24 protein-coding genes are annotated in these 24,910 nt (G+C 71.2%); 20 read left to right on the top strand and 4 right to left on the bottom strand.

The genetic code is table 11. The features are described from left to right. Positions 1-202: 202 nt before the first annotated feature. The 15 genes from MYF83_RS33815 to MYF83_RS43280 all read left to right on the top strand — a co-directional run bounded on the left by MYF83_RS33815 (position 203) and on the right by MYF83_RS43280 (position 18,550). Positions 203-1,885: a peptidoglycan D,D-transpeptidase FtsI family protein gene (locus tag MYF83_RS33815; RefSeq protein WP_504974986.1), complete on the top strand. Its 1,683-nt coding sequence runs from the start codon at positions 203-205 to the stop codon at positions 1,883-1,885. Positions 1,886-1,923: 38 nt separating this feature from the next. Beyond that, entirely contained in the window at positions 1,924-3,441 is a 1,518-nt protein-coding gene (locus MYF83_RS33820; protein WP_248964882.1) for a UDP-N-acetylmuramoyl-L-alanyl-D-glutamate--2,6-diaminopimelate ligase, read from the top strand. Between the two features lie 106 nt (positions 3,442-3,547). Beyond that, complete coding sequence (locus tag MYF83_RS33825; RefSeq protein WP_248964824.1) at positions 3,548-4,921, top strand: UDP-N-acetylmuramoyl-tripeptide--D-alanyl-D-alanine ligase; 1,374 nt, start codon at positions 3,548-3,550, stop codon at positions 4,919-4,921. Next, entirely contained in the window at positions 4,918-5,976 is a 1,059-nt protein-coding gene (gene mraY, locus MYF83_RS33830) for a phospho-N-acetylmuramoyl-pentapeptide-transferase (protein WP_248964825.1), read from the top strand. Before MYF83_RS33825 ends, mraY begins: the two co-directional genes overlap by 4 nt. Continuing rightward, entirely contained in the window at positions 5,973-7,370 is a 1,398-nt protein-coding gene (murD, locus tag MYF83_RS33835; protein WP_248964826.1) for a UDP-N-acetylmuramoyl-L-alanine--D-glutamate ligase, read from the top strand. The genes mraY and murD overlap by 4 nt, the downstream gene beginning before the upstream one ends. A gap of 13 nt (positions 7,371-7,383) precedes the next feature. Beyond that, positions 7,384-8,688, top strand: coding sequence for a putative lipid II flippase FtsW (gene ftsW, locus MYF83_RS33840; protein WP_248964827.1), 1,305 nt, complete (start codon positions 7,384-7,386; stop codon positions 8,686-8,688). 10 nt (positions 8,689-8,698) lie between these two features. Further along, the gene (gene murG, locus MYF83_RS33845; RefSeq protein ID WP_248964828.1) at positions 8,699-9,790 is read left to right on the top strand and encodes an undecaprenyldiphospho-muramoylpentapeptide beta-N-acetylglucosaminyltransferase; all 1,092 of its coding nucleotides are present in this window, start codon (positions 8,699-8,701) and stop codon (positions 9,788-9,790) included. Beyond that, positions 9,787-11,196 carry a UDP-N-acetylmuramate--L-alanine ligase gene (murC, locus tag MYF83_RS33850; protein ID WP_248964829.1) on the top strand — a complete coding sequence of 470 codons (1,410 nt, stop codon included), beginning with the start codon at positions 9,787-9,789 and terminating at the stop codon, positions 11,194-11,196. Before murG ends, murC begins: the two co-directional genes overlap by 4 nt. Next, the gene (locus MYF83_RS33855) at positions 11,193-11,873 is read left to right on the top strand and encodes a cell division protein FtsQ/DivIB (RefSeq protein ID WP_248964830.1); all 681 of its coding nucleotides are present in this window, start codon (positions 11,193-11,195) and stop codon (positions 11,871-11,873) included. The genes murC and MYF83_RS33855 overlap by 4 nt, the downstream gene beginning before the upstream one ends. A 235-nt stretch (positions 11,874-12,108) precedes the next feature. Then, positions 12,109-13,572, top strand: coding sequence for a cell division protein FtsZ (ftsZ, locus tag MYF83_RS33860; RefSeq protein ID WP_248964831.1), 1,464 nt, complete (start codon positions 12,109-12,111; stop codon positions 13,570-13,572). A 164-nt stretch (positions 13,573-13,736) separates the two neighbouring features. Further along, the gene (locus MYF83_RS33865) at positions 13,737-14,447 is read left to right on the top strand and encodes a YggS family pyridoxal phosphate-dependent enzyme (protein WP_248964832.1); all 711 of its coding nucleotides are present in this window, start codon (positions 13,737-13,739) and stop codon (positions 14,445-14,447) included. A 104-nt stretch (positions 14,448-14,551) separates the two neighbouring features. Then, positions 14,552-15,061 carry a cell division protein SepF gene (locus MYF83_RS33870; protein WP_248964833.1) on the top strand — a complete coding sequence of 170 codons (510 nt, stop codon included), beginning with the start codon at positions 14,552-14,554 and terminating at the stop codon, positions 15,059-15,061. 82 nt (positions 15,062-15,143) lie between these two features. Then, positions 15,144-15,434: a YggT family protein gene (locus MYF83_RS33875; protein ID WP_248964834.1), complete on the top strand. Its 291-nt coding sequence runs from the start codon at positions 15,144-15,146 to the stop codon at positions 15,432-15,434. 48 nt (positions 15,435-15,482) lie between these two features. Then, a complete protein-coding gene (locus tag MYF83_RS33880) occupies positions 15,483-16,349 on the top strand; it encodes a DivIVA domain-containing protein (RefSeq protein WP_248964835.1) in 867 nt (288 codons plus the stop codon). Between the two features lie 44 nt (positions 16,350-16,393). Continuing rightward, a complete protein-coding gene (locus tag MYF83_RS43280; RefSeq protein ID WP_279340438.1) occupies positions 16,394-18,550 on the top strand; it encodes a hypothetical protein in 2,157 nt (718 codons plus the stop codon). Between the two features lie 11 nt (positions 18,551-18,561). On the opposite strand, the gene MYF83_RS33890 is transcribed toward MYF83_RS43280, so the two are convergent. Next, positions 18,562-18,753 (bottom strand): hypothetical protein, encoded by a 192-nt coding sequence (locus tag MYF83_RS33890; RefSeq protein ID WP_248964836.1) that lies wholly within the window; start codon positions 18,751-18,753, stop codon positions 18,562-18,564. A gap of 234 nt (positions 18,754-18,987) precedes the next feature. Here MYF83_RS33890 and MYF83_RS33895 point away from each other — a divergent pair, with 234 nt between their 5' ends. Beyond that, positions 18,988-19,743, top strand: a complete 756-nt coding sequence (locus MYF83_RS33895; protein WP_248964837.1) for an SDR family oxidoreductase — start codon at positions 18,988-18,990, stop codon at positions 19,741-19,743. Between the two features lie 179 nt (positions 19,744-19,922). Here MYF83_RS33895 and MYF83_RS33900 read toward each other — a convergent pair whose 3' ends face one another. Continuing rightward, positions 19,923-20,324 carry a winged helix-turn-helix transcriptional regulator gene (locus tag MYF83_RS33900; RefSeq protein ID WP_248964838.1) on the bottom strand — a complete coding sequence of 134 codons (402 nt, stop codon included), beginning with the start codon at positions 20,322-20,324 and terminating at the stop codon, positions 19,923-19,925. A gap of 133 nt (positions 20,325-20,457) precedes the next feature. Here MYF83_RS33900 and MYF83_RS33905 point away from each other — a divergent pair, with 133 nt between their 5' ends. Beyond that, positions 20,458-21,108, top strand: coding sequence for an NADPH-dependent F420 reductase (locus MYF83_RS33905; RefSeq protein ID WP_248964839.1), 651 nt, complete (start codon positions 20,458-20,460; stop codon positions 21,106-21,108). A 95-nt stretch (positions 21,109-21,203) separates the two neighbouring features. Continuing rightward, positions 21,204-21,407 carry a helix-turn-helix domain-containing protein gene (locus tag MYF83_RS43285; RefSeq protein ID WP_372500322.1) on the top strand — a complete coding sequence of 68 codons (204 nt, stop codon included), beginning with the start codon at positions 21,204-21,206 and terminating at the stop codon, positions 21,405-21,407. Here MYF83_RS43285 and vph read toward each other — a convergent pair. Beyond that, positions 21,398-22,279: a viomycin phosphotransferase gene (gene vph / locus MYF83_RS33915; protein ID WP_279340439.1), complete on the bottom strand. Its 882-nt coding sequence runs from the start codon at positions 22,277-22,279 to the stop codon at positions 21,398-21,400. The genes MYF83_RS43285 and vph overlap by 10 nt on opposite strands. A gap of 341 nt (positions 22,280-22,620) precedes the next feature. Between vph and MYF83_RS43290 the strand changes: the two genes are divergently transcribed. Then, positions 22,621-22,749 (top strand): hypothetical protein, encoded by a 129-nt coding sequence (locus MYF83_RS43290; RefSeq protein ID WP_279340440.1) that lies wholly within the window; start codon positions 22,621-22,623, stop codon positions 22,747-22,749. Positions 22,750-23,127: 378 nt separating this feature from the next. Here the strand turns inward: MYF83_RS43290 and MYF83_RS33920 are convergent, their stop codons facing one another. Then, a complete protein-coding gene (locus tag MYF83_RS33920) occupies positions 23,128-23,697 on the bottom strand; it encodes a TetR/AcrR family transcriptional regulator (protein ID WP_248964841.1) in 570 nt (189 codons plus the stop codon). A 103-nt stretch (positions 23,698-23,800) separates the two neighbouring features. Here MYF83_RS33920 and MYF83_RS33925 point away from each other — a divergent pair, with 103 nt between their 5' ends. Continuing rightward, complete coding sequence (locus MYF83_RS33925) at positions 23,801-24,730, top strand: zinc-binding dehydrogenase (protein WP_248964842.1); 930 nt, start codon at positions 23,801-23,803, stop codon at positions 24,728-24,730. Positions 24,731-24,910 lie beyond the last annotated feature (180 nt).

Below are 24,910 nucleotides of genomic sequence, written 5' to 3' on the forward strand. Positions count from 1 at the left end.
GCCCGAGGCCACCATCGCCACCCCGCGCCGCGTGCTCGGCACCGGGCAGGGCCCGCGGCGCGTCCCGCCACGGGGCCGTCCCGGGGAGGCCGCCGGCGGGCCCGCGCGGCGCCCGGGGCCGCGCCTGTCTTGGACGCCGCGCCCGGCCGCCCCGCTGCGCCTGGGCAACCCCTCCCGCCGGATCAACGTCGGCCTGTTGGGCATGGCCGTCGTGCTGTCGCTGTTCGCCGGGCGGCTGGTCCAGCTCCAGGGGCTCGACTCCAAGGTGTTCGAGGCCAAGGCCGCGACGCTGCGGGTCCACGAGGAGGCGCTGCCCGCCCGCCGGGGGTCCATCACCGACGTCAACGGCCACGAGCTGGCCATCACGGTCGAGGCGCGCCAGATCTCCGCCGATCCGACCAAGGTGCCGCCGGCGAAGCGTGACCAGGTCGCCGCCTCCCTGGCCGCGCTGCTCAAGGTCGACAAGAACGAGATCGTCGCCAAGCTGGCGCAGACGAAGACGCAGTACACGCTGCTGGCGGGCAACGTGCCCATGGGCACCGCCACGAGCGTGCTCAAGCTCAAGATCGACGGAGTGGCGGCCACGCCGCACTACCAGCGGCTCTACCCGGGCGGGAACCTCGCCGGCGGGCTGCTGGGCTTCGTCGGCGTCGAGGGCCACGGCCTGACGGGCTTCGAGCAGGTCTACGACAAGCTGCTCGCCGGCAAGGACGGCAGCCAGACCATCGAGACCGGCGGCACCGGGCAGCGCATCCCCATGACGCGGAGCATCCGGCAGGAGCCGGTCGCGGGGCAGGGCATCCGGCTCACCATCGACCGCGACGTCCAGTGGGCCGCGCAGGAGGCGATCGCGCGGCAGGTCAAGGACACCGGCGCCCGCAGCGGCAGCGTGATCGTCATGGACGTCCGCACGGGCCAGGTGGTCGCCATGGCCAACGCCCCCGAGGTCGACCTCAACAACTGGCGCAAGGCCCCATCGGCCGACCTCGGCAACCGCGCGGTGTCGGAGGTCTTCGAGCCGGGGAGCACGAACAAGGTCATCACGGCCGCCGCGGCGCTGGAGGCCGGAGCGGTCAGGCCCGAGACGGTGTTCGAGGTCAAGGACAAGTACCAGTGCGCGGACCGGCTGCTCAGCGACGCCCACCCGCACGCCCCCGAGCACCTGACCTTCACCGGGATCATCGCCGAGTCCAGCAACGTGGGCACGATCATGGTCGCCGACAAGGTGGGCGACCAGCCGCTGTACAACATGCTGAAGGCCTTCGGCTTCGGCGCCAAGACCGGCGCGGGGTTCTACGGCGAGGAGGCCGGGCTGCTGCCCCGGCGGGAGTCGTGGTCGGGGAGCCAGCGCTGCACGATCGCCTTCGGCCAAGGGGTCTCGGTCACGGCCCTGCAGATGGCGAGCGTCTACCAGACCATCGCCAACGGAGGCGTGCGGATCACCCCGCAGATCGTCGCGGGCACGATCGACCAGCACCACAAGCTGATCCCCGCCAAGCCGGCCAAGCAGAGCCGGGTCATCACCGCCCGCACCGCCAAGGACATCACCGGGATGCTGGAGGCGGCGGTGAGCGCCGAGGGCAGCACCGGCTCGCTCGCGGCCATCAAGGGTTACCGGGTGGCGGGTAAAACCGGCACGGCAATGCGATACGACGAGAACTGCAGAGGGTATTGCGGATATACCGCTACGTTTGTGGGGTTCACTCCCGCCGACGCGCCTCGTCTGGTGGCGCTGGCAGTCCTCCAGGCCCCGGAGAACGGCCACTTCGGCGGGGAGATCGCCGCGCCCGTGTTCAAGGATGTCATGACGTTCGCGTTGAAGAGCCGTAAGATCCCGCCGACCGGTACGACCGCTCCATCGGTGCGCATGAGCACCGACGGGTGACGGGGGAAGGTACGCTCTCGCCCGTGCGTCCCCCGTCCATGCGTCCCACGGCCTGCCCGGTCCGCCCGCTCTCCGGCCTGGCGGCCATGCTCGGCGCGCCCTCGGGCGGCCCCCGCGCGCCGCTCGCCGCCGTGACCGGAGTCACCATCGACTCCCGCCAGATCAAGCAGGGCGACCTGTACGTCGCGCTGCCGGGCAACACCGCCCACGGCGCCGCGTTCGCCGCCGCCGCCGTCTCGGGCGGGGCCGTGGCGATCCTGACCGACCCCACGGGACGCGAGGCCGCGGTCGCGACCGGGGTGCCGGTCCTGGTGGTGCCCGACCCGCGCTCGGTGCTCGGCCAGGTCGCCGCCTGGGTGTACGGGCACCCCTCCACCGGCCTGCTGCTTCTCGGCGTTACCGGCACCAGCGGCAAGTCGACCACCACGTTCCTGCTGGAGGCCGGCCTGCGGGCGGCGGGCCACCGCACCGGGCTGGTCGGCGGCGTGGAGATCCACGTCGGTGACATGACCTTCCCGCCCACGCTGACCACCCCGGAGGCCACCGACCTGCAGGGGCTGCTGGCGCTCATGCGCGAGGACGGCGTCACCGCCGCCGCCATGGAGGTCTCCAGCCACGCCCTGGCCCTCGGGCGGGTCGACGGGGTGTCCTACGACGTGGCGCTGTTCACGAACCTCTCCCAGGACCACCTGGACTTCCACAGCGATCTCGACGAGTACTTCCTGACCAAGGCCCGGCTGTTCACCCCCGAGATGTGCCGCGTGGGGGTCGTCAACCTCGACGACGGCCACGGCAGGGAGCTCGTGGGCATCGCCAAGGTGCCGGTCACGACGTTCTCGGCAGAAGGGGCCGCGGAGGCCGACTGGCGCGCCCAGGACGTGCGCCTGGGCTCCGACGGCAGCACCTTCAGGGTGATCGGGCCCGGCGGCATCGAGGCGGACGTGTCGGTGGCCCTGCCGGGCCCGTTCAACGTCGCCAACACCCTCGGCGCGCTCGTCACCCTCGTGGAGGCCGGGGTGCCGCTGCAGGCGGCCGTGCACGGAGTGGGGACGGTCACCGGCGTCCCGGGCCGCATGGAGCGGGTGCCGGGCGCCCAGGGCTTCCAGGCCATCGTCGACTACTCCCACAAGCCGGGCGCGGTCGAGTCGGTGCTGCGGGCGCTGCGCGAGGTGACCTCGGGCAACCTGATCATCGTCCTCGGGTGCGGCGGCGACCGCGACCGCGGCAAGCGCCCGATGATGGGGGAGGCGGCGGCACGCCTGGCCGACGTCGCGATCCTCACCAGCGACAACCCCCGCTCGGAGGACCCCCTGCGCATCCTTCTGGCCATGCTCGAGGGCGCGCTGAAGGTGCCCTGGCGCGAGCGGGCGCACGTGGTCGTGGAGCCCGACCGGGCCGCGGCGATCGACCTCGCCGTCGGGCGGGCCGGATCCGGCGACGTGGTGGTCGTCGCGGGCAAGGGTCACGAGCAGGGTCAGTACGTGGACGGTGAGGTGCTGCCGTTCGACGACAGGCAGGTGGTCGCGGAGGCGATCCGCAGACGTGACCGCATGTGACGGGTGGCGTTGTGCGAGGCTGATGCGATGCCGGGCCGGGTGCCCCCGTGCGAGGCGCCGGCCCCCCCGACACGCACGGACAGCTTTTGGAGAGTAGGGAAAACTGATGATCCCGTTGCCGCTGGCAAGGATCGCCGAGATCACCTCGGGTGCCCTCGCGGGCATGGCCGATCCCCGCGCCGTGGTCCGCGGGCCCGTCCTGATCGACTCGCGCGCCGCCGAGCCGGGTTCGCTGTTCGTGGCGATCAGGGGAGCGCGGGCCGACGGGCACGACTTCGCCGCGCAGGCCTGCCAGGCCGGCGCGGTCGCCGTGCTGGCGAGCAGGCCCGTCGAGGCGCCGTGCGTGATCGTGGGCGACGTCGTCGCCGCGCTGGCACGGCTCGCCACCGCCACGGCCGCCGAGCTGCCGGGCACCACCGTCGTCGGGGTCACCGGGTCGGCGGGGAAGACCACGACCAAGGACCTCCTCGCCGGGCTCACCACCCGCATCGGCGCCACCATCGCGCCGGCCGGCAGCTACAACAACGAGATCGGCCACCCCCTGACCGTGCTGCGGGCCGATCACGACACCCGCTTCCTGGTGCTGGAGCTCAGCGCCCGTGAGGAGGGCCACATCGCCTACCTCACCGGCATCGCCCGGCCGAAGATCGGCGTCGTGCTCAACGTCGGCACCGCCCACCTCGGCGTGTTCGGCGGGCGCGAGCAGATCGCCAAGGCCAAGGGAGAGCTGGTCGAGGCGCTGCCCGCCGACGGAGTCGCCGTGCTCAACGCCGACGACCCCTTCGTCCGGGCCATGGCCGACCGCACCCAGGCCCGCGTCAGCTGGTACGGGCGCTCCGCCGAGGCGGGCGTGCGCGCCGAGGAGGAGACCCTGGACGAGCGGGGCAGGGCGGCCTTCACCCTGCGCACGCCCTCGGGCTCCGCGCCGGTGCGGCTGCGCCTGTACGGCGCGCACGCCGTCGAGAACGCCCTCGCCGCCGCCGCCGCGGCCTACGAGCTCGGCCTGCCGGTGGCGACCATCGCCGAGGAGCTGTCGCGGGCCGAGCCGCGCAGTCGCTGGCGCATGGAGGTCAAGGACCGCCCCGACGGCGTCACCGTGATCAACGACGCGTACAACGCCAACCCCGACTCCATGCGCGCGGCGTTCCAGACGCTCGGCGTGCTCGGCAAGGACCGGCGCAAGTACGCCGTGATCGCCTCGATGCGCGAGCTCGGCGAAGAGAGCGACGCGCTCAACGAGGACGTCGGCCGGCTCGCCGCCCAGGCGGGCCTGTCAGGGCTCTGGGTCGTCGGCGACGACGCCTGGCCGGTCCTCGCGGGCGCCAAGGGCGCCCCGGCCGTCCACGCGCCCGACGCGGCGACCGCCGCCGCCGAGCTGTCCGCCCGGCTCGCCCCCGGCGACGTGGTGCTCGTCAAGGGCCCGCGCGCCGCCGGTCTAGAACGGGTGGCCGAGGCCCTCGCCGGTGGTGACGCCCGATGAGGGACATCCTCGTCGCCGCCGGGGTGGCGCTGCTGCTGTCGATGCTCGGCACCCCCCTCGCGATCAGGCTCTTCAGCCGCAGGGGGTATGGCCAGAACATCCGCGAGGAGGGGCCCTCAGGGCACCAGGAGAAGCGCGGCACGCCCACCATGGGCGGCACGGTGCTGGTCATCGCCTCGCTCATCGGCTTCGCCTGCTCCCACCTGGCCACCTGGTCGCCGCCGACGGCCTCGGCCGTGCTGGTGCTGTTCCTGATGACCGGCCTCGGCACGGTGGGCTTCCTCGACGACTTCATCAAGATCTACAAGCAGCGGAGCCTCGGCCTGCGCAGCGGCGCCAAGGCGCTCGGGCAGCTCATCGTCGGCGCGGTCTTCGCGGTGCTCGTGGTCCAGTTCAAGAACGCCTACTCGATCACGCCCGCCGAGACGCGCCTTTCGTTCCTGCGCGACTTCGGGCCCTCCGTCGGCATCGTGGTCTTCACGATCTGGGTCCTCATCATGATCGTGGGCTTCTCGAACGCCGTGAACCTCACCGACGGCCTCGACGGCCTGGCCAGCGGCGCCACCGGCGTCGTCCTCGCGGCGTACGTGCTCATCGGCAACTGGCAGCTCCGCAACAGCTGCCTGAACCAGCTCGGCCCCAACTGTTACTGGGTCCGCGACCCGCTCGACCTGGCGGTGGTCGCCGCGGCCGTCCTCGGCGCGCTCGTCGGCTTCCTGTGGTGGAACGCCCCGCCCGCGAAGATCTTCATGGGCGACACCGGCTCGCTGGCGCTCGGCGGGGTGCTCGCCGGCCTCGCCATCACCACCCGCACCCAGTTCCTGCTGTTCATCCTGGCCGGCCTGTGCGTCGTCATCACCGCCTCGGTGATCATCCAGGTCGGGTTCTTCAAGATGACCGGCAGACGGGTGTTCCGCATGGCACCCCTCCAGCACCACTTCGAGTTGAAGGGCTGGGCCGAGACGACGATCGTGGTGCGCTTCTGGCTGATCGCCGCCCTGTGCGCCGCCGCCGGCCTCGGCCTGTTCTACGTCGAGTGGATGCCCAAGCCATGATCCCGTCCACAATCTGCGTGGCGGGTCTCGGGGTCTCAGGGAGGGCGGCCGCGCGCAGTCTCCTGCGGGACGGCCATCACGTCGTGGTGGTCGAGGCCCGGGACGGCGATCGGCAGCGGGCCGCGGCGGCCGAGCTGGCCGGCCTCGGGGCCGAGGTCCGGTTCGGCGCCGAGCTGCCCTCCGAGGCGTCCCTCGTGGTCACCTCGCCCGGCTGGCGGCCCGACCAGCCCCTGCTCGTGGCGGCCGCGGCCAAGGGCGTCGAGGTGATCGGCGAGGTCGAGCTGGCCTGGCGGCGGCGGCCCGAGGGGGCCGCGCCCTGGCTGGCGCTGACCGGCACCAACGGCAAGACCACGGCCGTGCGCATGCTCACCGCCATGCTGCGGGCCGCCGGCCACGACGCCGTCGCGGTCGGCAACGTCGGCACGCCGATCGTGGAGGCCGTCGAGCAGCCCTACGACGTGCTGGCGGTGGAGCTGTCGAGCTTCCAGCTCCACTGGTCCTCTAGCCTGGCCCCAAGGGCCGCCGCGGTCCTGAACGTCGCCGACGACCACCTCGACTGGCACGGCTCCATGGAGGAGTACGCCCGCGTCAAGGGGCGCATCTACCAGCGGGCCGGGACGATCGTCTGCAACGCCGACGATCCCTGGTCCACCCGCCTGGCCGCGCCGTACGCGGGACAGGGGAGCGGGGCCGCGCCCGTGACGGGGTTCACGCTGCGGGTGCCCGCGCGGGGGCAGGTCGGCGTCGTGGAGGACCTGCTCGTCGACCGCGCCTTCGTCGCCGACCCCGACGGGGGCGCCGAGGAGCTCGCCACCCTGGCCGATGTCCGCCCGTTCGCGCCGCACAACGTGGCCAACGCGCTCGCCGCGGCGGCGCTCGCCCGCGCGTACGGCGTGCCCGCCGCCGCCGTGCGCCAGGGCCTGCTCGACTACGTACCGGACCCCCACCGCATCGCGCACGTCGCGCGGGTGGAGAAGGTCGACTACGTGGACGACTCCAAGGCGACCAACCCGCACGCCGCCTCGGCGTCCCTGGCCGCCTACCCGTCCATCGTGTGGGTCGCCGGCGGCCTGCTGAAGGGCGCGGAGGTCGACGACCTCGTCCGGCGGGCGGCGGCCCGGCTGCGCGGCGCCGTGCTCCTCGGGGCCGATCGGGCACGAATTCGCGAGGCTCTGGCGCGACACGCGTCGAATGTTCCGGTCGTGGAGGTCGAGGGGCAAGACACTGGGGTCATGGACCGTGTCGTCACCGAAGCCGCCCGGCTCGCCTCCCCCGGAGACACCGTGCTGCTCGCCCCCGCGGGCGCCTCGCTTGACATGTTCGCCGATTACGGTGCCCGTGGGGAGGCGTTCGCGCGAGCCGTCCACCGCCTGGCGTCCGGGTCGCCGCGATGAGCGAGGGCCCCCGATGAGCGACACGGCGATCGCCGCGGGCGGCGCGGAGGTCAAAGGATGGTGGCGCGAGCGGCTCACGGCGCTCGGCAAGCTGCTCGACCGGCCGCTGACGTCCTACTACCTGGTGCTCGGCTGCAGCGCCCTGCTGCTCGCCCTCGGCCTGATGATGGTCCTGTCCGCCTCCAGCATCATGGCGTTGCAGCTCAAGGGCGACCCGTTCTACTGGTTCCTCAAACAGTCGATCTCGGTCGCCATCGGCCTGCCGCTGATGTGGCTCTGCTCGCGGCTGCCGCCGAGGTTCTTCCGCCTCGCGGGCTACCCGCTGATGGCCATCGCGATCATCGGCCTGATCATGGTCATCTTCATCGGCGAGACCGAGCAGGGCGCCCAGCGGTGGATCTACATCGGCAGCCTGACCATCCAGCCCTCCGAGCCCGCGAAGCTCGGCCTGGTGCTGTGGGGGGCCGACCTGCTCGCGCGCAAGGCCAAGGGCGGCCTGATCGAGTGGCGGCATCTGCTGATCCCGCTCATGCCGGGCACCGCGATCCTCGCCCTTCTCGTCATGATCGGGCGCGACCTCGGCACCACGCTCGTCCTCATGCTGATCTTCCTGGCGTTGCTGTGGGTCGTCGGCGCGCCGCTGCGGCTGTTCGGCGGCATCCTCGCCGTCGCCACCCTGGCCACCACGATCATGATCAGCGTGGAAGGCTACCGCTCCGCCCGCATCCAGGGCTGGCTGGACGTCTGGGGCAACGTCCGGGGGACCGGCTACCAGGCCGCCATGGGCCAGATCGCGATGGGGTCGGGAGGCTGGTTCGGGCTCGGCCTCGGCAACGGCAGGCAGAAATGGGGCCGGGTGCCGCACGCCGAGAGCGACTTCATCTTCTCGATCATCGGCGAGGAGCTCGGCCTGATGGGCACCCTGGTGGTGGTCGCCCTGTTCGGCCTGCTCGGGTACGCCGGGCTGCGCGTGGCCTCCCGGGTGAAGGACCCGTTCATCCGGCTGACGGCCTCCGCGGCCGTCGCCTGGATCGCAGGTCAGGCGATCGTCAACATCGGCGCGGTGATCGGCGCGCTGCCGATCACCGGCATCCCGCTGCCCCTGGTGTCGTACGGGGGTTCGGCGCTGTTGCCCACGCTGGCGGCGCTCGGCATGCTGCTGTCGTTCGCCAAACTGGAGCCCGGCGCGGCCGACGCGCTGGCGGCGCGTGGACCCGGACCCGTGGCGAGGGCTCTAAGCTGGCTTGGCCTGGGTCGCCCGCCGGCGGGCATCCGCCGGCCGAAGCGGGCCAGGCCGACATCGAGGCACGTGGAGTGAAAGGACCGACATGAGGGTGGTCCTCGCGGGCGGCGGTACGGCCGGCCACATCGAACCCGCCCTGGCGCTGGCCGACGCGCTGCGCAGGCTGGACCCGGGCATCGGGATCACCTGCCTCGGCACCGAGCGCGGGCTGGAGACCAGGCTGGTTCCCGCGCGAGGGTATGAGCTGGCGCTGGTGCCCGCGGTCCCGCTGCCGCGCGCCATCACGCCGCAGCTGCTCACCGTCCCCGGCCGGCTGGCCGGGGCGATCAACGCCGCCGCGGGCATCATGGACCGCGTCCGGGCCGACGTGCTGGTCGGCTTCGGCGGCTACGTCGCCACCCCGGCCTACCTGGCCGCGCGGCGGCGCGGGGTGCCGATCGCGGTGCACGAGGCCAACCCGCGTCCCGGCCTCGCCAACCGGCTCGGCTCCCGGCTCACCGACCACGTCTACACCGGCCACCCCGACGCCGCGCTGCCGCACGCCGAGTACGTCGGCATCCCGCTGCGCAGCGAGATCGTCTCGCTCGACCGGCTGTCGACGGGCGACAAGGCCAGGTCCTACTTCGGCCTGGAGAACGACCGGCCGACGCTGCTGGTCTTCGGCGGCTCGCAGGGGGCGCGCGCGCTCAACGAGGCGGCTCTGGCCTCGGCGCCGGTGCTGCGCCACGCGGGAGTCCAGGTGCTCCACGTGATCGGCCCCAAGAACACCGTCAGCCAGGAGCCGCCGCCCGGCGACCCGCAGTACGTCGTGCTGCCCTACGTCGACCGCATGGACCTCGCCTACGCCGCCGCCGACTTCGTGCTGTGCCGCAGCGGGGCGATGACCTGCGCGGAGCTGACCGCCGTTGGGCTCCCGGCGGCCTACGTCCCGCTTCCGCACGGCAACGGCGAGCAGAAGCTCAACGCCGCGCCGATCGTCGAGGCCGGGGGAGGGATCATGGTGGACAACGCCGACCTGACCGCCGACTGGATCATCCAGCACGTGCTGCCCATCCTGCGCGACCCGGAGCGGGTGGTGCAGATGTCCGACGCCGCCTCCCGCATGGGCCGCAAGGACGCCGACATGGTGCTGGCGCGCAAGGTGATGCAGATCGCGTCCACTGGAGGCCGCCGATGAGCCTGGTGAAGCTGATCGACCCGGTGGCCGCCGGAGACCTCGGCCGCGTCCACTTCATCGGCATCGGCGGGTCCGGCATGTCCGGCATCGCGCGCATCCTGCTCAAGCGGGGGGTGGGGGTCTCCGGCAGCGACGCCCGCAGCTCCCAGATGGTCACCGAGCTTCGCGAGCTGGGCGCCACGGTGCACGTCGGCCACGCCGCCTCGCACATCAGGAACGTCGACACCGTCGTGGTCTCCACCGCGATCCGCGACTCCAACCCCGAGCTCGGGGAGGCGCTGCGCCAGGGGCTGCGCGTCATCCCCCGGGCGGCGGCGCTGGCCGCGGTCATGGTGGGGCGCACCGGCATCGCGGTCGCCGGCACCCACGGCAAGACCACCACGACCTCCATGCTCACCGTCGCCCTGCAGAAGTGCGGGCGCGACCCGTCCTACTGCGTGGGCGGCCAGCTCGTCACGACCGGCCTCGGCGCCGACGAGGGCGCGGGCGACGTGTTCGTGGCCGAAGCCGACGAGAGCGACGGCTCCTTCCTCATGCTCGCCCCCGGCGTGGCCGTGGTGACCAACGTGGAGGCCGACCACCTGGACAACTACGGCGACCCGCAGGCGGTGCACGACAGCTTCGCCCGCTTCGTCGAGCGCATCGGCTCGGTCCTCGTGGTCTGCGCCGACGACCCGGGCGCCGCCGCCCTCGTCCCCCTGGCCCGGGCAAGGGGCCTGCGGGTGCGCACGTACGGCGAGGCCGAGGGCGCGGACTTCCGCGTGACCGGCATCGCGCCCGACGGGTTCGGCGTCGCGTTCACCGTGGAGGGCAGGGGCGAGGTGCGGCTGGTCGTGCCCGGCAGGCACAACGCGCTGAACGCCACCGCCGCCCTCGCGGTCGCCGAGGAGCTCGGCGTGCCGTTCGACGAGTTCCGCGACGGGCTGGCGGCCTTCACCGGGGCCAAGCGCCGGTTCGAGGCCAAGGGCGAGGCCGCCGGGGTCGCCGTCTTCGACAGCTACGCCCACCACCCCACCGAGCTGGCCGCCGACCTGCGCGCCGCGCGTGACGTGGTGGCGTCGTTCTCCGGGCCCTCCGGCCGCGTGATCGCGGTCTTCCAGCCGCACCTGTACTCCCGCACCCGCTTCTTCGCCGACGAGTTCGGCGCCGCGCTCGGGCTCGCCGACGAGGCCATCGTGCTCGACGTCTACGGCGCGCGCGAGGACCCCGAGCCCGGCGTCTCCGGCGCGCTCGTGGCGGGCAAGGTGCCGCTGCCGGCCGCGCAGGTCGCCTACGTGCCCGACCGCGGCTCGGTCCCGGCGCTGGTGGCCGAGCGGGCGCGCGCCGGTGACATCGTGCTCACCATGGGGGCCGGAGACGTGACAGAGCTCGGCCCGCACATCGTCGCCGAGCTCGCCTCGCGGTGACCTCGCGGACGTGGCGCACGGCCTTCGTGGTCCTGCTGTCCTGCGGGGTGGTGGGGGCCGCCGCCTGGCTGGTGTTCTCCTCACCGGTCCTCGGGGTGCGCCGCGTCGCGGTCTCCGGCATCGCCGGCTCGTCGGGCCTCTCGCCCGACCAGGTCCGCCAGGCGGCCGGGGTGCCCGACCGGCAGCCGATGGCGACCGTGGACCTCGAGCTGGTCCGGCGCAGGGTCGCGGCGCTCAGGCAGGTGGAGTCGGTGAGCGTGGAGCGCGGCTGGCCGAGCACCCTCAAGGTCCGCGTCGTCGAGCGCAGGCCGGTGGCAGTGGTGCCCTCGGCCGGCAAGTCGGCGCTGGTCGACCGGCACGGCATCGTGGTCGAGGTCAGGGACGTGGCGCCCGCCGGGCTTCCCTCGCTCCACCTCGACCGCTTCGGGCAGGGCGACCCGGCGACCGTGGCCGCCCTCGCGGTCGCGGCAGGCCTCCCACGCGACCTGGCGCGCCAGGTCCAGACGCTGCGCGCCACGTCGGCGCAGGATGTCTCGCTACGGCTGGGCGATGGCCGTACGATCATGTGGGGCGGGGCCGAACGTACGCGGGACAAGGCCCGCATCGTCCGCACGCTGCTGGAACGTCCGGCCGACAGCTACGACGTCAGTTCGCCCGATGTCGTGACAGTCAAGTGATATGCCCCACAGCCGGACAGGTTCCGGCAGGAGCGAAAGGGACAGGCCGCGACACGCCGGGCGAGCTTGCGGCGCGGTGAGTTGACCCTGGGGGAGGGGCAACCCTACTGTCCGTATCATTCCTCAGGTTGACATAACTCTAAATCTCAACTTGAGGGTGAGAGTTAAACAAGAAGGTCCGGCACCGTTTCGGGCCTCACGTAATGCAAGTCAACGAGCGGAAAGGCCCCTCGTCGTGGCAGCACCGCAGAACTACCTCGCGGTCATCAAGGTCGTCGGCATCGGCGGCGGCGGAGTGAACGCCGTGAACCGGATGATCGAGGAGGGACTCAAGGGCGTCGAGTTCATCGCCATCAACACCGACGCCCAGGCGCTGCTGATGAGTGACGCCGACGTCAAGCTGGACGTGGGCCGCGAGCTCACGCGCGGCCTCGGCGCGGGAGCCAATCCCGAGGTCGGGCGCAAGGCCGCCGAGGATCATCGCGAGGAGATCGAGGAGGTCCTGAAGGGCGCCGACATGGTCTTCGTCACGGCGGGCGAGGGAGGCGGCACCGGCACCGGCGGCGCCCCCGTGGTGGCGAACATCGCCCGCTCGCTCGGCGCGCTGACCATAGGTGTGGTGACCCGGCCCTTCAGCTTCGAGGGCAGGCGCCGCGCGGCGCAGGCCGAGGCCGGCATCGAGACGCTGCGCGACGAGGTCGACACCCTCATCGTCATCCCGAACGACCGGCTGCTGTCGATCTCCGATCGGCAGGTCAGCGTGCTGGACGCCTTCAAGGCGGCCGACCAGGTCCTGCTGTCCGGTGTGCAGGGCATCACCGACCTCATCACCACGCCCGGTCTGATCAACCTGGACTTCGCCGACGTGAAGTCCGTCATGTCGGGCGCGGGCTCGGCGCTGATGGGCATCGGGCACGCGCGCGGGGACGACAGGTCCGTCGCCGCGGCCGAGATGGCGGTGTCCAGCCCGCTGCTGGAGGCCAGCATCGACGGCGCCCACGGGGTGCTGCTGTCCATCGCGGGCGGCTCCGATCTGGGCCTCTTCGAGATCAACGAGGCGGCCCAGCTGGTGTCCAGCGCCGCCGCCCTGGACGCCAACATCATCTTCGGGACGGTCATCGACGACGCGCTCGGCGACGAGGTGCGCGTGACGGTCATCGCCGCCGGCTTCGACGAACCCGTGCTGGAGAAGCAGTCCGCCCCGGCGCAGCCCGCGGCGCGCACCCAGGCTCCGGCTCGCTCCGCCCCGTCGGCGTCCGCCCCGGCCGGAGGGGCGAGCCAGCCGGCCCGTTCCGCCGCGCCCGCCTTCCCCACGCACAAGAGCGAGCCGTCGCGGGCCGAGCAGCGTCCCGCCCCCGTCCGTCCGCTGCCGTCGGCGCAGCCCGCGTCCGCCGTGCCGGCCGCGGTGCCCGACCCTGCCCCGGCCGCCGACTCGGCGCCCGCGGCCGTGAGCGCCTCCGCGTCCGGCCCTGCCGCCTTCACTCGTGAGGGCACCGCGGGGGAGGCCGGCCAGGGGTCGCAGGGTGCTCAGGGGTCGCACGGCGACCAGCAGCAGGCCACGGGGCCGGTGTCGATCCCAAGGCCGGCGCCCGAGCCCCCGACGCCGATCACCTCCCGCGTCTCCGAGCCCGCCCGGCGCCGCCCGGTGGTCTTCGAGGAGCAGGAAGAGGAGCTGGACGTCCCCGATTTCCTGAAGTGAGCACCGGCGCGTTCCCTGAGGTGAGCGCCGGCGCGTTCCATGAAGTGAGCACCGGCACGTGCCCGCCCTCCCCTGCCGGGGTGGCGGCACGTGTCTCGCGCCTTCCATAAGCTGTAGTGACCCGACTGTATGTTCCTGACTCCCTGAAGTGATCGAACCCCCACGTGAACGACCCGAACACCACCCGCCGCGACGAGATCGCGGCCGGCCTCGCCGAGGTCGAGCGCCGCATCGCGGCCGCCTGCGAGGCGGCCGGACGCGCTCGCCACGAGATCACCCTCGTCGCCGTGACCAAGACCTATCCCGCCTCCGACGTGCGGATCCTCGCGGCGCTCGGGATCGGGGACGTCGGGGAGAACCGTGACCAGGAGGCCGCGGTCAAGGCGAGCGAATGCGCCGACCTCCCGCTGACCTGGCACTTCGTCGGCCAGATCCAGACCAACAAGGCGAAGTCCGTGGTGTCCTACGCCGACGTGGTGCACTCGGTCGACCGTCCCCGGCTGGTCGAGGCGCTCGCCCGCGAGGCGGTCAGGGCGGGCAGGCAGGTGACCTGCCTGGTGCAGGTGGCGCTGGACGACGATCCCGGCCGCGGCGGCGTCGTGCCGGACGGCCTGCCGGCCCTGGCCGAGCTGATCGCGAAGTCGGAAGGACTGGTCCTCGGCGGGGTCATGGCCGTCGCCCCGCTCGGCGGCGACGCCGATCGGGCATTCGCTCGGCTTTGGCAACTTTCATCCGCTTTACAGGTCGAACATCCGAATGCGCGGGTCATTTCTGCGGGCATGAGTGGAGATCTGCGGCAGGCGATAGCCCATGGATCGACACACCTGCGTGTCGGTACGGCGTTGCTCGGTTGCCGGAAGCCCTTCGTCAGGTAATGTCCCCCCGAGTGGACCTTGATGTCCATGTATCCGAGCAGAGGTCGACAGCGGTGCCTTAGGTTGCTGGGTGCGGCGACCATGAGCAGGAGGACGACGTAGCGATGGCCGGCGCGATGCGCAAGATGGCGGTCTACCTCGGTCTCGTGGAGGACGACCGCTACCCCGATTATGGCAACTACGCCGACGACGACGATTACACCGACGACTACGTCGACCGGCGCCGCGGGGATGAGCGGGTCCTTGGAACGCCCCAAGACGGCCAGGAAGAGGTCGAAAGCCCTGTCCCCGCTCCTCGGTCGGGGGCGGCGGTCGTCGAGCGCCGTACGACGGATCTGGCGCGGATCACGACCCTTCACCCGCGCACGTACAACGAGGCGCGGACGATCGGCGAGCACTTCCGCGAGGGCACACCCGTCATCATGAATCTGACAGAAATGGTCGACAGCGACGCGAAGCGGCTTGTTGATTTCGCGGCAGGTCTGGTCTTTGGCCTACATGGCAGCATTGAACGTGTTACCAACAAGGTGTTCCTGTTGTCCCCTGCCAATGTCGAGGTGACCGCCGAGGACAAGGCCCGAATCGCGGAACGCGGGTTCTTCAACCAGAGCTAGAGTTCCACTATGAGCAGTGAACGGCCACACATGGCCCGCCCGGACCGAGGTCGGAAGATCGGGATGGAGGCAGGACGCGACCGTGGGGATCGTTAAGGACATCTTGGTCACCGTCCTGTACATCTATCTCGTGCTACTGATCGGCAGAATGATCTTTGATGCGGTGCAGGCGTTCGCCCGCTCCTGGCAGCCCCGAGGGGTGGTCCTGGTGCTGGCGGAGGTCACCTACACGGCGACCGATCCACCTCTCAAGTTCCTCCGCCGTTTCATTCCGCCCCTCCGGTTGGGTACGGTGGCCTTTGACCTAAGCTTCACAGTGCTGTTCATTGTGGTCTTGGTCATGATCCAAATCGTGTCCGCGCTTCGTTTTTGATCGGGGACCGTCCTCCGGACAGACTCCGAGCGCGCCAAGGAGACCGAAATGCCGCTGACGCCCGCTGATGTGCGGAACAAGCAGTTCAGTACGACCCGGCTCAGGCCGGGGTACGACGAGGAAGAAGTCGACGCCTTCCTTGATGAGGTGGAGGCCGAACTGGACCGCCTCATCCAGGAGAACGAGGAGCTTCGCGCGAAGCTCACCGAGTGCCTGCGTGGCAAGGTGCCAGGTGGCATGGGCATGAGCATGGCGCCGGCCCCGGTCGCCGAGCCCAGGCCCGAGATGATGGCCCCGCAGCCCGAGCCCATGAAGCCGCCGGAGCCCGTGCGGCCCGAGCCGGTGCCCGTCGGCATGGGGATGCCCCCCGCCGAGGACAACATGGACACCGCCGCCCGCGTGCTCGCCCTGGCGCAGCAGACCGCGGACCAGGCGATCGCCGACGCCCGCCGCGAGGCGGACGAGACGGTCACGCGTGCGCGACGCGAGGCCGACGAGATCCTCGGCAAGGCCCGCCGCCAGGCCGAGCAGATCATCGGTGACGCGCGCGCCCGTGCCGAGACGCTCGAGCGCGACGCGCAGGAGCGCCACCGTCAGGCGATGGGCTCGCTGGTGCAGACCCGCGACGAGCTCGAGCGCAAGGTGGAGGAGCTGCGGAGCTTCGAGCGCGAGTACCGCAGCAGGCTCAAGCTCTACCTCGAGAACCAGCTCGCCGAGCTGAACGTCTCGGCCGAGGGCAGCGGCGGCTTCCCCGTCGTGGGTGCTCAGATGGGCGGGGCTCCGGCCATGTCCCACGCTGTCGCCCCCGGTGGCCAGCAGCAGATGCAGGGCCAGAACAACCCGTTCGCCCCCGAGCCCTCGCAGCACTCCGGCGCCTTCCAGGGAGTTGACGGCCCTCACAACGATCGCCGTTAAGTTAACGGGTCAGGTCCCTCACCGACCCGCGACTGGGAGCTCCTGTGATCTACGTCAGCGCCATTCTGGTCGTCCTCGCCTTCGGCCTCTTGGTCGTGGGCGTAGTGACCGGAACAGCGGTTTTGGTCATGTGGTCGATCGTGGTCAGCGTGCTGTCCGCGCTCTTCCTGATGATCGGGGCGCTGCTGCGACGCCATGAGCTGTTCCCCTCCGGCGGCACGCCGGCGGGGACGATGTCTCCGGTGGGTGCCGGCGTCACGAGTGGTGTGATGGGGCAGCCCGGGGCGATGGTCTCGGGGGGATCAGGGATGGTGGCCTCCCCGGGGGGCCCGCCGCGCGGGCCTTCCTCACCGCTCGGCCGACCCATGGCCGCGCCGCACATGGCGCACCAGACGGCCACCCTGGCTCCGCCGCGGGGTTTCCCCGCGCCAGGGCAGGTCCGGGCCGGCGGCGGCGCGAGAGGCGGGCCGTCTCCCGACGAGATCGTCCTGGTCATTCCCGGGCGCAAGCGGTTCCACCTGCCCGGATGCCGCCAGCTCACCGGACGCGAGTTCGAGGAGCTCACCTACGAAGAGGCACGCGAGGAAGGCTTCACCGCCTGCACCACCTGCCTCCCCGACGGCTACAAGCCCGCCACACCCCCCACCCGAACTTCCGAGCCGGCCCGCTCCTCCGAGCCGAGGCGTACTCCCGAGTCGTCCCGCACCTCCGAGATCACCGGTGCCCCCGGATCGCCCGGCTCCGCCGAATCGCCCCGCACCTCCGGGTCCGCGTTCAGATCCGAGGCCGGTCGCACCTCCCTGTCCGGCCGCACGCCAGAGACGGCCCGCGATTCCGGGACCGAACGCGACTCGACGGGTGATCGCGCCTCTGAGAGAGGCGGCACCCCCGAATCAGGGCGCACTTCCACCCCGGGCCGTACCGCCGAGCCAGGTCGTTCCTCCGAATCCGGTCGCACCCCAGAGTCGGCTCTCAGGTCCGACGGCGGCCCTGCCTCCAAGGCGCAGGACCGCCCGGCCACGCAGGACCGCCCGGCTACCTCTGAGCGGGCCACGACCGGCTACCAATCCCAGGAGACGCGGCCGGTGACCCAGGTCCCCGGCGAGCAGGCGAAGGAATCGCCCGAGAGGACCCCCGGGCGCGCCGGGACTCCTCCATACCGGCCCGCTTCCGCCACGCCCGCAGACACCTCCAGAAGCGACCGTGAGGCCCCCTCACAGGCCTCCTCCCGGACAGACCGCGAGACCACCTCCCCGTCCCCGTCCCGGAGTGACCGTGAGGCCTCCTCTTCGGCCTCGTCCCCAAGTGACCGCGAGAGCGCCTCGTCCCGAAGTGACCGCGAGACCACCTCCCCGACCTCTCCGAGTTCCCGGAACGACCGTCGCGAGAGCACGTCCTCGACCTCCTCCAGGCCCGCCGAGGCCGCGGGGAGCGGTCGGGAGACCACCGCTTCCTCCCCGTCCCCGGCCTCCTCCAGGTCACCCTTCCCCTTCACGCCTCCGGTCGTCCCCGAGGCGGCCTCGCCCTTCCAGGCGTTCAAGCGGCCGGAGCCCGCCAAGCCCCCGGCCCCGCCCACCCCCGCCGGTCCGGCCAAGCCCTCCGGCGCCGAGAAGCCTTCCCCGGACGCGAGCAAGCCCCGCGATCCGGCGAACACCGCCGACCCCGAGCCGAGGCCGGAGCCGAAGAGCGCTGTGCAGAAGCCGGCGCAGTCCAAGGCAGCGGAGCAGAAGACCCCGGCGAAGAGCACGAGCACGCACGAGCCGGCCAAGAGCTCTCCGCAAGGCAGGAGCACCGCCTCCCCGCAGAGCGCCGACCCCCCCGATCGGGAGGTGGACGACACCGCGATGCTCCCCGTCATCGATGCCCGCAAGCCGACCGGCCGGCAGGGTGAGACGACCGGCAGCTCAGGCAAGGCGACGGGAGAGTCGGGCAAGGAGACGGACGGGTCCGGCAATGAGGCGGACGGGACCGGCGAGGGGACTGACAGGCCGGGCAAGACGGCCGACGCGCCCGGCCAGACGGGATCCACCGTCGAGGCCATGAGGCCCGGCATGGTCAAGATCATCCCCGGCACCCGGCGCTACCACAGCTCCGCCTGCCCCCTGATCAAGGGCTCGGAGCCCGGCACTTTGGAAACGATGTCCAAGGCCGACGCCGAAGCCGCCGGCCTCACCCACTGCTCTGTCTGTGAGAGCAGGTAACGGCGTCCTCCCTAGCCGGATTCAGGGGCCATCGTGACGGCGATCAGCAGGACGCAGACGGCTGCGATCGCCGCGACCACGGCGGCCACTCCGATCCGCGGCGCCGCGAGCGGCGGGAGCAGGATGACGGTGACGCGGCCCAGAACCAGAGCGGGATGGATGACCAGGCCGGCGAAGAACGGCAGCCGGATGGATGACGGCAAGGCACCCGTCTCTGAGAGGAAGAGGCGGAGTACCCAGCCGACCTGCACGACGGTGTTACCGCCGGCATAGCGCAGCGCGGTACGACGGCTCGCCGAGTCCTCGGCGCCGACCCGCAGCGCCGGGGATCCGCGATCCGGAGAATTTTCGCCGGAGCTGTCACAGACCGGAGGGCTGCCTTGTCTTAGCTGGCGACCGGATGGCAACGGATGCCCCGGTGGACAGGAAGGTTCGTCATGAAGATCGTGGTAATCGGCGGTACTGGTCTCATCGGGTCGAAACTCGTGACGAGACTTGGCGAGCACGGCCATGAGGCGGTGGCGGCATCACCGAACACCGGCGTCAACACCCTCACCGGTGAAGGACTCGCCGACGCCCTGGTCGGCGCGCAGGTGGTGATCGATGTGTCGAACTCCCCGTCGTTCGAGGACACCGCGGTGCTGGAGTTCTTCGAGACCTCCACCCGCAACCTGCTCGCCGCGGAGGCGGCTGCGGGCGTCGGCCACCACGTCGCGCTGTTGGTGGTGGGGACCGAGCGGTTGCCTGAGAGCGGCTACTTCCGGGCGAAGATCGTTCAGGAGAAGCTGATCGAGAACTCGTCGATCCCGTATTCGATCGTGCACGCGACGCAGTTCTTCGAGTTCGTCCGGAGCATCGCCGAGGCGGCCACGGACGGCGGCACGGTCCGGATGGCACCTGTGCTCTTCCAGCCCCTCGCGGGTGACGACGTCGCCCAGGCGGTCGGCAGGATCTCGGTGGGGTCGCCGTTGAACGGGAGGGTCGAGGTCGCCGGGCCCGAGCAGGTCCGGATGGACGAGTTCTTCCGGGACGCCCTGGCCGCCTGGAACGATCCGCGTGAGGTGGTCACGGACCCGCACGCGCCCTACTTCGGCGCCGAGCTGGGCGAGCGGACTCTGGTGCCGGGCGATGGCGCGATTCTCGGCGAGACCCGGTACAGCGACTGGCCGGGCCGGACCGCGGCCGGGAAGTAGCGCGTCCCCGCCGGGCACCGGCCCGGCTCCACCACCGATTCAGGATCCGGCGGACGTTCAGCGCGACGAAATCGGCCTTCGCGGCCTTCTCGGCGCGGTCGAGGCACTGGAAGGCGACTCCCGACCCGCCCATGGCTCCGCGGACGAAAGTGCGTCATGACCGGGGACAGACGATGTGGCTAGGTGCCGGTACGGGGATGAGTCTGCCCCTGCTTCGCGAACCGGTCCTGCGCGTCAAGTACGTCGTCCGCGTAACGCGCGGCCCACGCGCCCATCGCCCGCATTGGGCCGAGCAGCGCGCTACCCGCCTCCGTCAGCGCGTAGTCCACGCGAGGCGGTGCCTCTGCGTACGCCCGGCGCTCGACCAGGCCGTTGTACTCCAAGCGCCGCAGTGCCTCGTTGAGGACCTTGGGACTGATCCCGCCGATTCGGGTGACCAGCGCTCGCGGCCGCATAGGACCAGTCTTGCCGAGCGTGTACACCACGACGCTGTCCCAGCGGTTCGCAAGCACCTCGAACGCGACGCGCGCTTGACAGTCGGATGTGTACGCGAGCTCCGACAGGCCGGGGAGCTTCTCCATGTCCTCATCCTGCCCGATCTGATGGACACCGCGTGGTGTGCATCAGCCCGCCTAACGTCACGAACCGGTGTTCCATCTCGGATCACCTAGGAACACGCCGGATCGCTGACGATTCGGGGACAGGAGTTGCATCATGCGCATCGGCATCCTCGGCACGGGCACGATGGCCACGACGCTGGGCGGCGCGTGGGTTCGCGCGGGGCACGACGTCCTCGTCGGTGGACGCAACCGGGCAGCGGCTGCAGCGACCGCGGCCCGCATCGGTGCTGCCGGGCACGGAAGCCTCGCGGACGGGGCGACTCACGGCGATATCGTCCTCGCGGCGGTCCCGGCGGACGTGGCGCCGGAGTTGGTGAAGGGGCTCGCCGACATCCTCACCGGGCGGACGGTGATCGACTGCACGAACCCCATCGTGCCAACCGACGACGGCTTGGTGCTGGCGACAGGCGGCATGACGTCGATCGCCCAGCGGATGGCGAACGCTGCACCGGGCGCCCATGTGGCCAAGGCGTTCAACCTGTGCCACGAAAGCATCTGGACGCTGCCACTGCCGGTGTTCGAGGGTGCCCCGCTGGCCGTGCCGTTCTGCGGTGACGACCCAAGGAGCCTCGATCAGGTCGCTGCACTGATCACGTCGATGGGCTGCACGCCCGTGCCCTGCGGCGGGCTGTCTCGCGCGGTCTACGTCGAGGCGACGGCGGCGTTCGCGATCGGGGTGTGGTGGTCTGGAGCGGAGGCGCGGTTCGCCTTCCCGACACCGGCGCAGGCCCCGCAGAATCCCTAGCGCCGCAAAGATCCTTAAGGGGTTCAGTCGATCACTCGGCGTGATCGCTGGTTTCGGCCAGGTGGACGGTGCAGGCGCGTCGAGCGCCTCGCTGGGTGTGCGCTGCTCACCTGGGCACCACCGAGACGACCGTACGCAAGTGGCGTGACCGGTTCGCCACGCGCGGCATTAGGGGCCTGGTGGATCTGCCGCGCCCGGGCAGACCGGAGATCTACGGGCCCGAGGTGCGGTTGCGGGTGGTCGCCTGTGCCACCAGCGCACCCCCGGAGCCTGATCATGTGGCGAGCAGTCAGCGGTAGCCGGCTAGACCGTCCGCCAGTTCTACCTCGTCGCGGTCGCGGTACGCGGAGAGTGCCTGCTGCAGGGCGAACGTGCTGCGGATTGTGGCGATGCGGGTCGACATTTCGTTGCCCGACCAGCCGCCCAGCGCGAGTACCCGCCTCAAGAAATCCTTGCCGTAGCCGGCGCCGACGGCCGCGAGGTCCTCGGCGGGGTCGCCGATCGTGACCTCGTCCCAATCGACCACTCCGCTGAGCCACGGCAGCCCGTCGGTGCTCTCCCATAGGACGTTCTCGGCACCGAGGTCACCGTGCACCACTGCTCCGGCGACGTGGGGAAGGCTGTCGAGTGCCGCGAGCTCCCGTTCGGCCCGTTGACGCCCGCTGTGGGACATGAGCACGAACAGCTCTGCATGGACGCCCGCCGCGAACTGCCGCCACCGGCCTTCTGGTGTCCGTGGCAGCGCCGCTCGTACCTCCTCGTCGGCGCCGGCCCTGGCCAGTCCGGTCAGCAGCGTGGCGTACTGTGCCGCCACGGCCTCGGCCACCTCGGCATCTTCGAGCACGTCAGCCTCCAGCGGTGCTCCGGGAACACGGCTGAGGACCAGGAACGGCGGCTCGTCTGTGCCTGGGGCGCCGCCCTCCAACAGCGGCTCGGGAGTGTGGAAGCCGAGGTCGAGCCCGGCGACCACGCGTAGCACAGCCGCCCGTTCGGGCAGTCGGGCGGCCGCCGCCTCCGTGCGAGGCAGGCACACGACGCGGTCCGAGCCGATCACTACATGATGGAACTGACCTTGGCGGACGGTGAAACCGCTCGGTGTGACATCAGGCAGCAGCCGGCTCAGCAGAGCGCGATGCGTCTCAAGGATCTCCATGAGACGTGAACTCTCCATCTCTTCAAGGCGGCGGGAATGTTCACCGGGGCACCAGGCGGTGGCGTCGCGCCGATGCGAGCCTTCACACCATCGCACCCTACAGAGCGCCTCAGCTTGAGGGACCCCGACATCGCGTCAGAGAAGCGGCCGGGTGCGAGTGGAGCTGGTAGGCCGTCCGCCGGCACAGGTGAGGGCGACGGGATGGCGTGATGCCTCGCCGGCTCGGGGAAAAGTGTGGCAGGAAGCGGTCAGGGGCGTGCAGCTTGCTGCCGTCCATTTGTCTGGTTCGAGGGCTCGGAATACCGGAGAGTTGTTTGTGCAAGGACAAACACGAAGCCCTCCAGAAAAGAGAAAAAGAAATGTCGAACACCACTTTCTCCTCGGCCCGCTCCATCCGTTCCGCCGGCACCACCTGGGACTCGTTCTCCCGCTCGGCCGGGACCACCTGGGACGGTTACAGCCGCGCCGCCGGCACCACCTGGGACTAGGAAACAAAGAGACTCAAGAATCGGAACGACGAATCGAATATCAGCTCAACTGACCTTCCTCCTTCCTGATCAGGAAAAGCTCCACCCGGCAGTACGCGATAAATCATCATCCAGCCGATTCAGACCGTCGCCCTCCGGACATCGACCCCGACGGCATCGGCAGTGCATCGAAGCGGCGAAGCGCCGCACATTCGACACATTCGACACATTCCAGGCTTTCAGCCGCAGCGCTCCGGCATCTCCGCTCAGCTCGGCGGGCCGCATCGCTAACCGCGATCCTTCCGCGATCCTTCCGTGCCACGCCGGCTTCGGACCCCTGTGTCCTCCCGATGACCTCGCCGGCGTCGGTCGTCCGCCGTGCGCTTTCCGGTCAGGTGGTCACTGGCCGAGCAGGGCGAGGGTCAGGTCGTGGATCGAGTGGGTGAGGCGCGTCCGGCCGCCGTTGGCCGTCACGTGGCGGACGAGGTCGCCGTCGAAGCACGCCAGGAGGGTGTGGGCGACGAACTCGGCGTCCAGGTCAGGGCGGGCCTCTGCGATCAGCCCGGTGACGTGGGAGTGCCAGCGCAGATAGGTCGGGTCCTGGTACTTGTCATCCGCGCAGGCGCGGTCGTGGGCGGAGATGAGCGCGAGGTTGCGTAAGGCGAGATCGGCCAGCGCGTCCAGGAAGGCGATAAGGCGCTCCTTCGGCGGCACACCAGGTCCGAGAGGGGGCGGGCCGGTCGTGATGGCCTCCCCGATGAGCACGGCGCGATCGGCGAGCAGCTCTTGGAACAGGCCGGTGCGGCTGCCGAAGCGGCGGAACACGGTGCCCTTGCCGACACCCGCCGCGGCCGCCACCTGGTCGAGGGACACGTGGTCGGCGCCGTGCCGTTCCAGGAGCTCCTCGGTCGCGCGAAGGATGGCGAGCCGGTTGCGTGTGGCGTCGGCACGTTCTGGACGGTCGCCCATCGCGGCCCTCCTCGTTCCTGGTTGCAACCGGACTGTCGGTCCTCATAATATCGGCGCATCCAAGCGGACTGTTGGTCCGCTTAATTCCTTTGAGGAGTGCCGCATGAACGTCCGAGCGATCGTCGTCGATCCCGGGGCCCCCGCGTCGTTGCGGATCGGCGAGGTGCCGGAGCCGGAGCCCGAGGCCGGGCAGGCCGTGGTCGAGGTGCGGCACGCGTCCGTCAACTTCGGGGAGGTGCGGTACGCGGGCCACCAGCCGCCGGGAACCGTGCTCGGCTACGACGCGGCGGGCGTGGTGGTCCGTGCCGCCGCCGATGGGAGCGGACCGGCGCGGGGCAGCCGCGTCGTCGCGTTCGGCCCAGGCGCCTGGTCCCAGCGTGCGGCGTTCGCGACCGGCGATCTGGCGGAGGTGCCCGAGTCCGTCGCGCTCGCGGACGCGGCGTCGCTGCCGCTCGCCGGGATCACGGCTCTGCGCACGCTGCGCGCGGCCGGTTCCGTTCTCGGCAGGCGCGTGCTGATCACCGGTGCTTCCGGCGGCGTCGGCCGTACGGCGGTGCAGCTGGCCCGTCGCGCCGGCGCGTACGTCATCGCCTCGGTGGGATCGCCGGCTCGGGGAGAGGGGCTGGCCGCGCTCGGCGCCGACGAGGTGGTCATCGGGCTGGACTCCATCACGGACCCGGTCGACGTCGTGCTGGAGAACGTCGGCGGATCTCACCTCGTCAGGGCATGGGAGCTGCTGAAGCCGGGCGGGAACCTGCAGAGCATCGGGTGGGCCTCCGGCGAGCCCGCGGTCTTCCCGCCCAACTCGATCTTCACGCTGGGTGCGGCGAAGTCGCTGAACTCCTTCGGTGACGCCACGCGCGTGGGGCCGGACCTGGTGACGCTGATACGGCTGGTGGAGCGAGGTGAACTGTCTCCCGAGGTGGGCTGGCGGGGGCCGTGGGGGCGCGTCGCGGAGGCCGTGGAGGCGCTCTTCGGACGACGGGTGCCAGGCAAGATCGTGCTCGATGTCCCACCCCTCGAGGAGGCGTGACGCGGACTGCTCGTCCCCTCTGAAAGGTGACGTAGCGCGCGGACTCCTCATTCGGTACGCGGCGCGGTCGACTGTCACGTCAGGTCATTGCGGGTCTGGCAGGAAGTGGTCACCGGCGTGCAGCTTGCTGCCGTCCATTTGTCTGGTTCGAGGGCTTGAAATGCCGGAGAGTTGTTTGTG

The organism is Sphaerisporangium perillae, assembly GCF_023276435.1.
Lineage (GTDB): Bacteria > Actinomycetota > Actinomycetes > Streptosporangiales > Streptosporangiaceae > Sphaerisporangium > Sphaerisporangium perillae.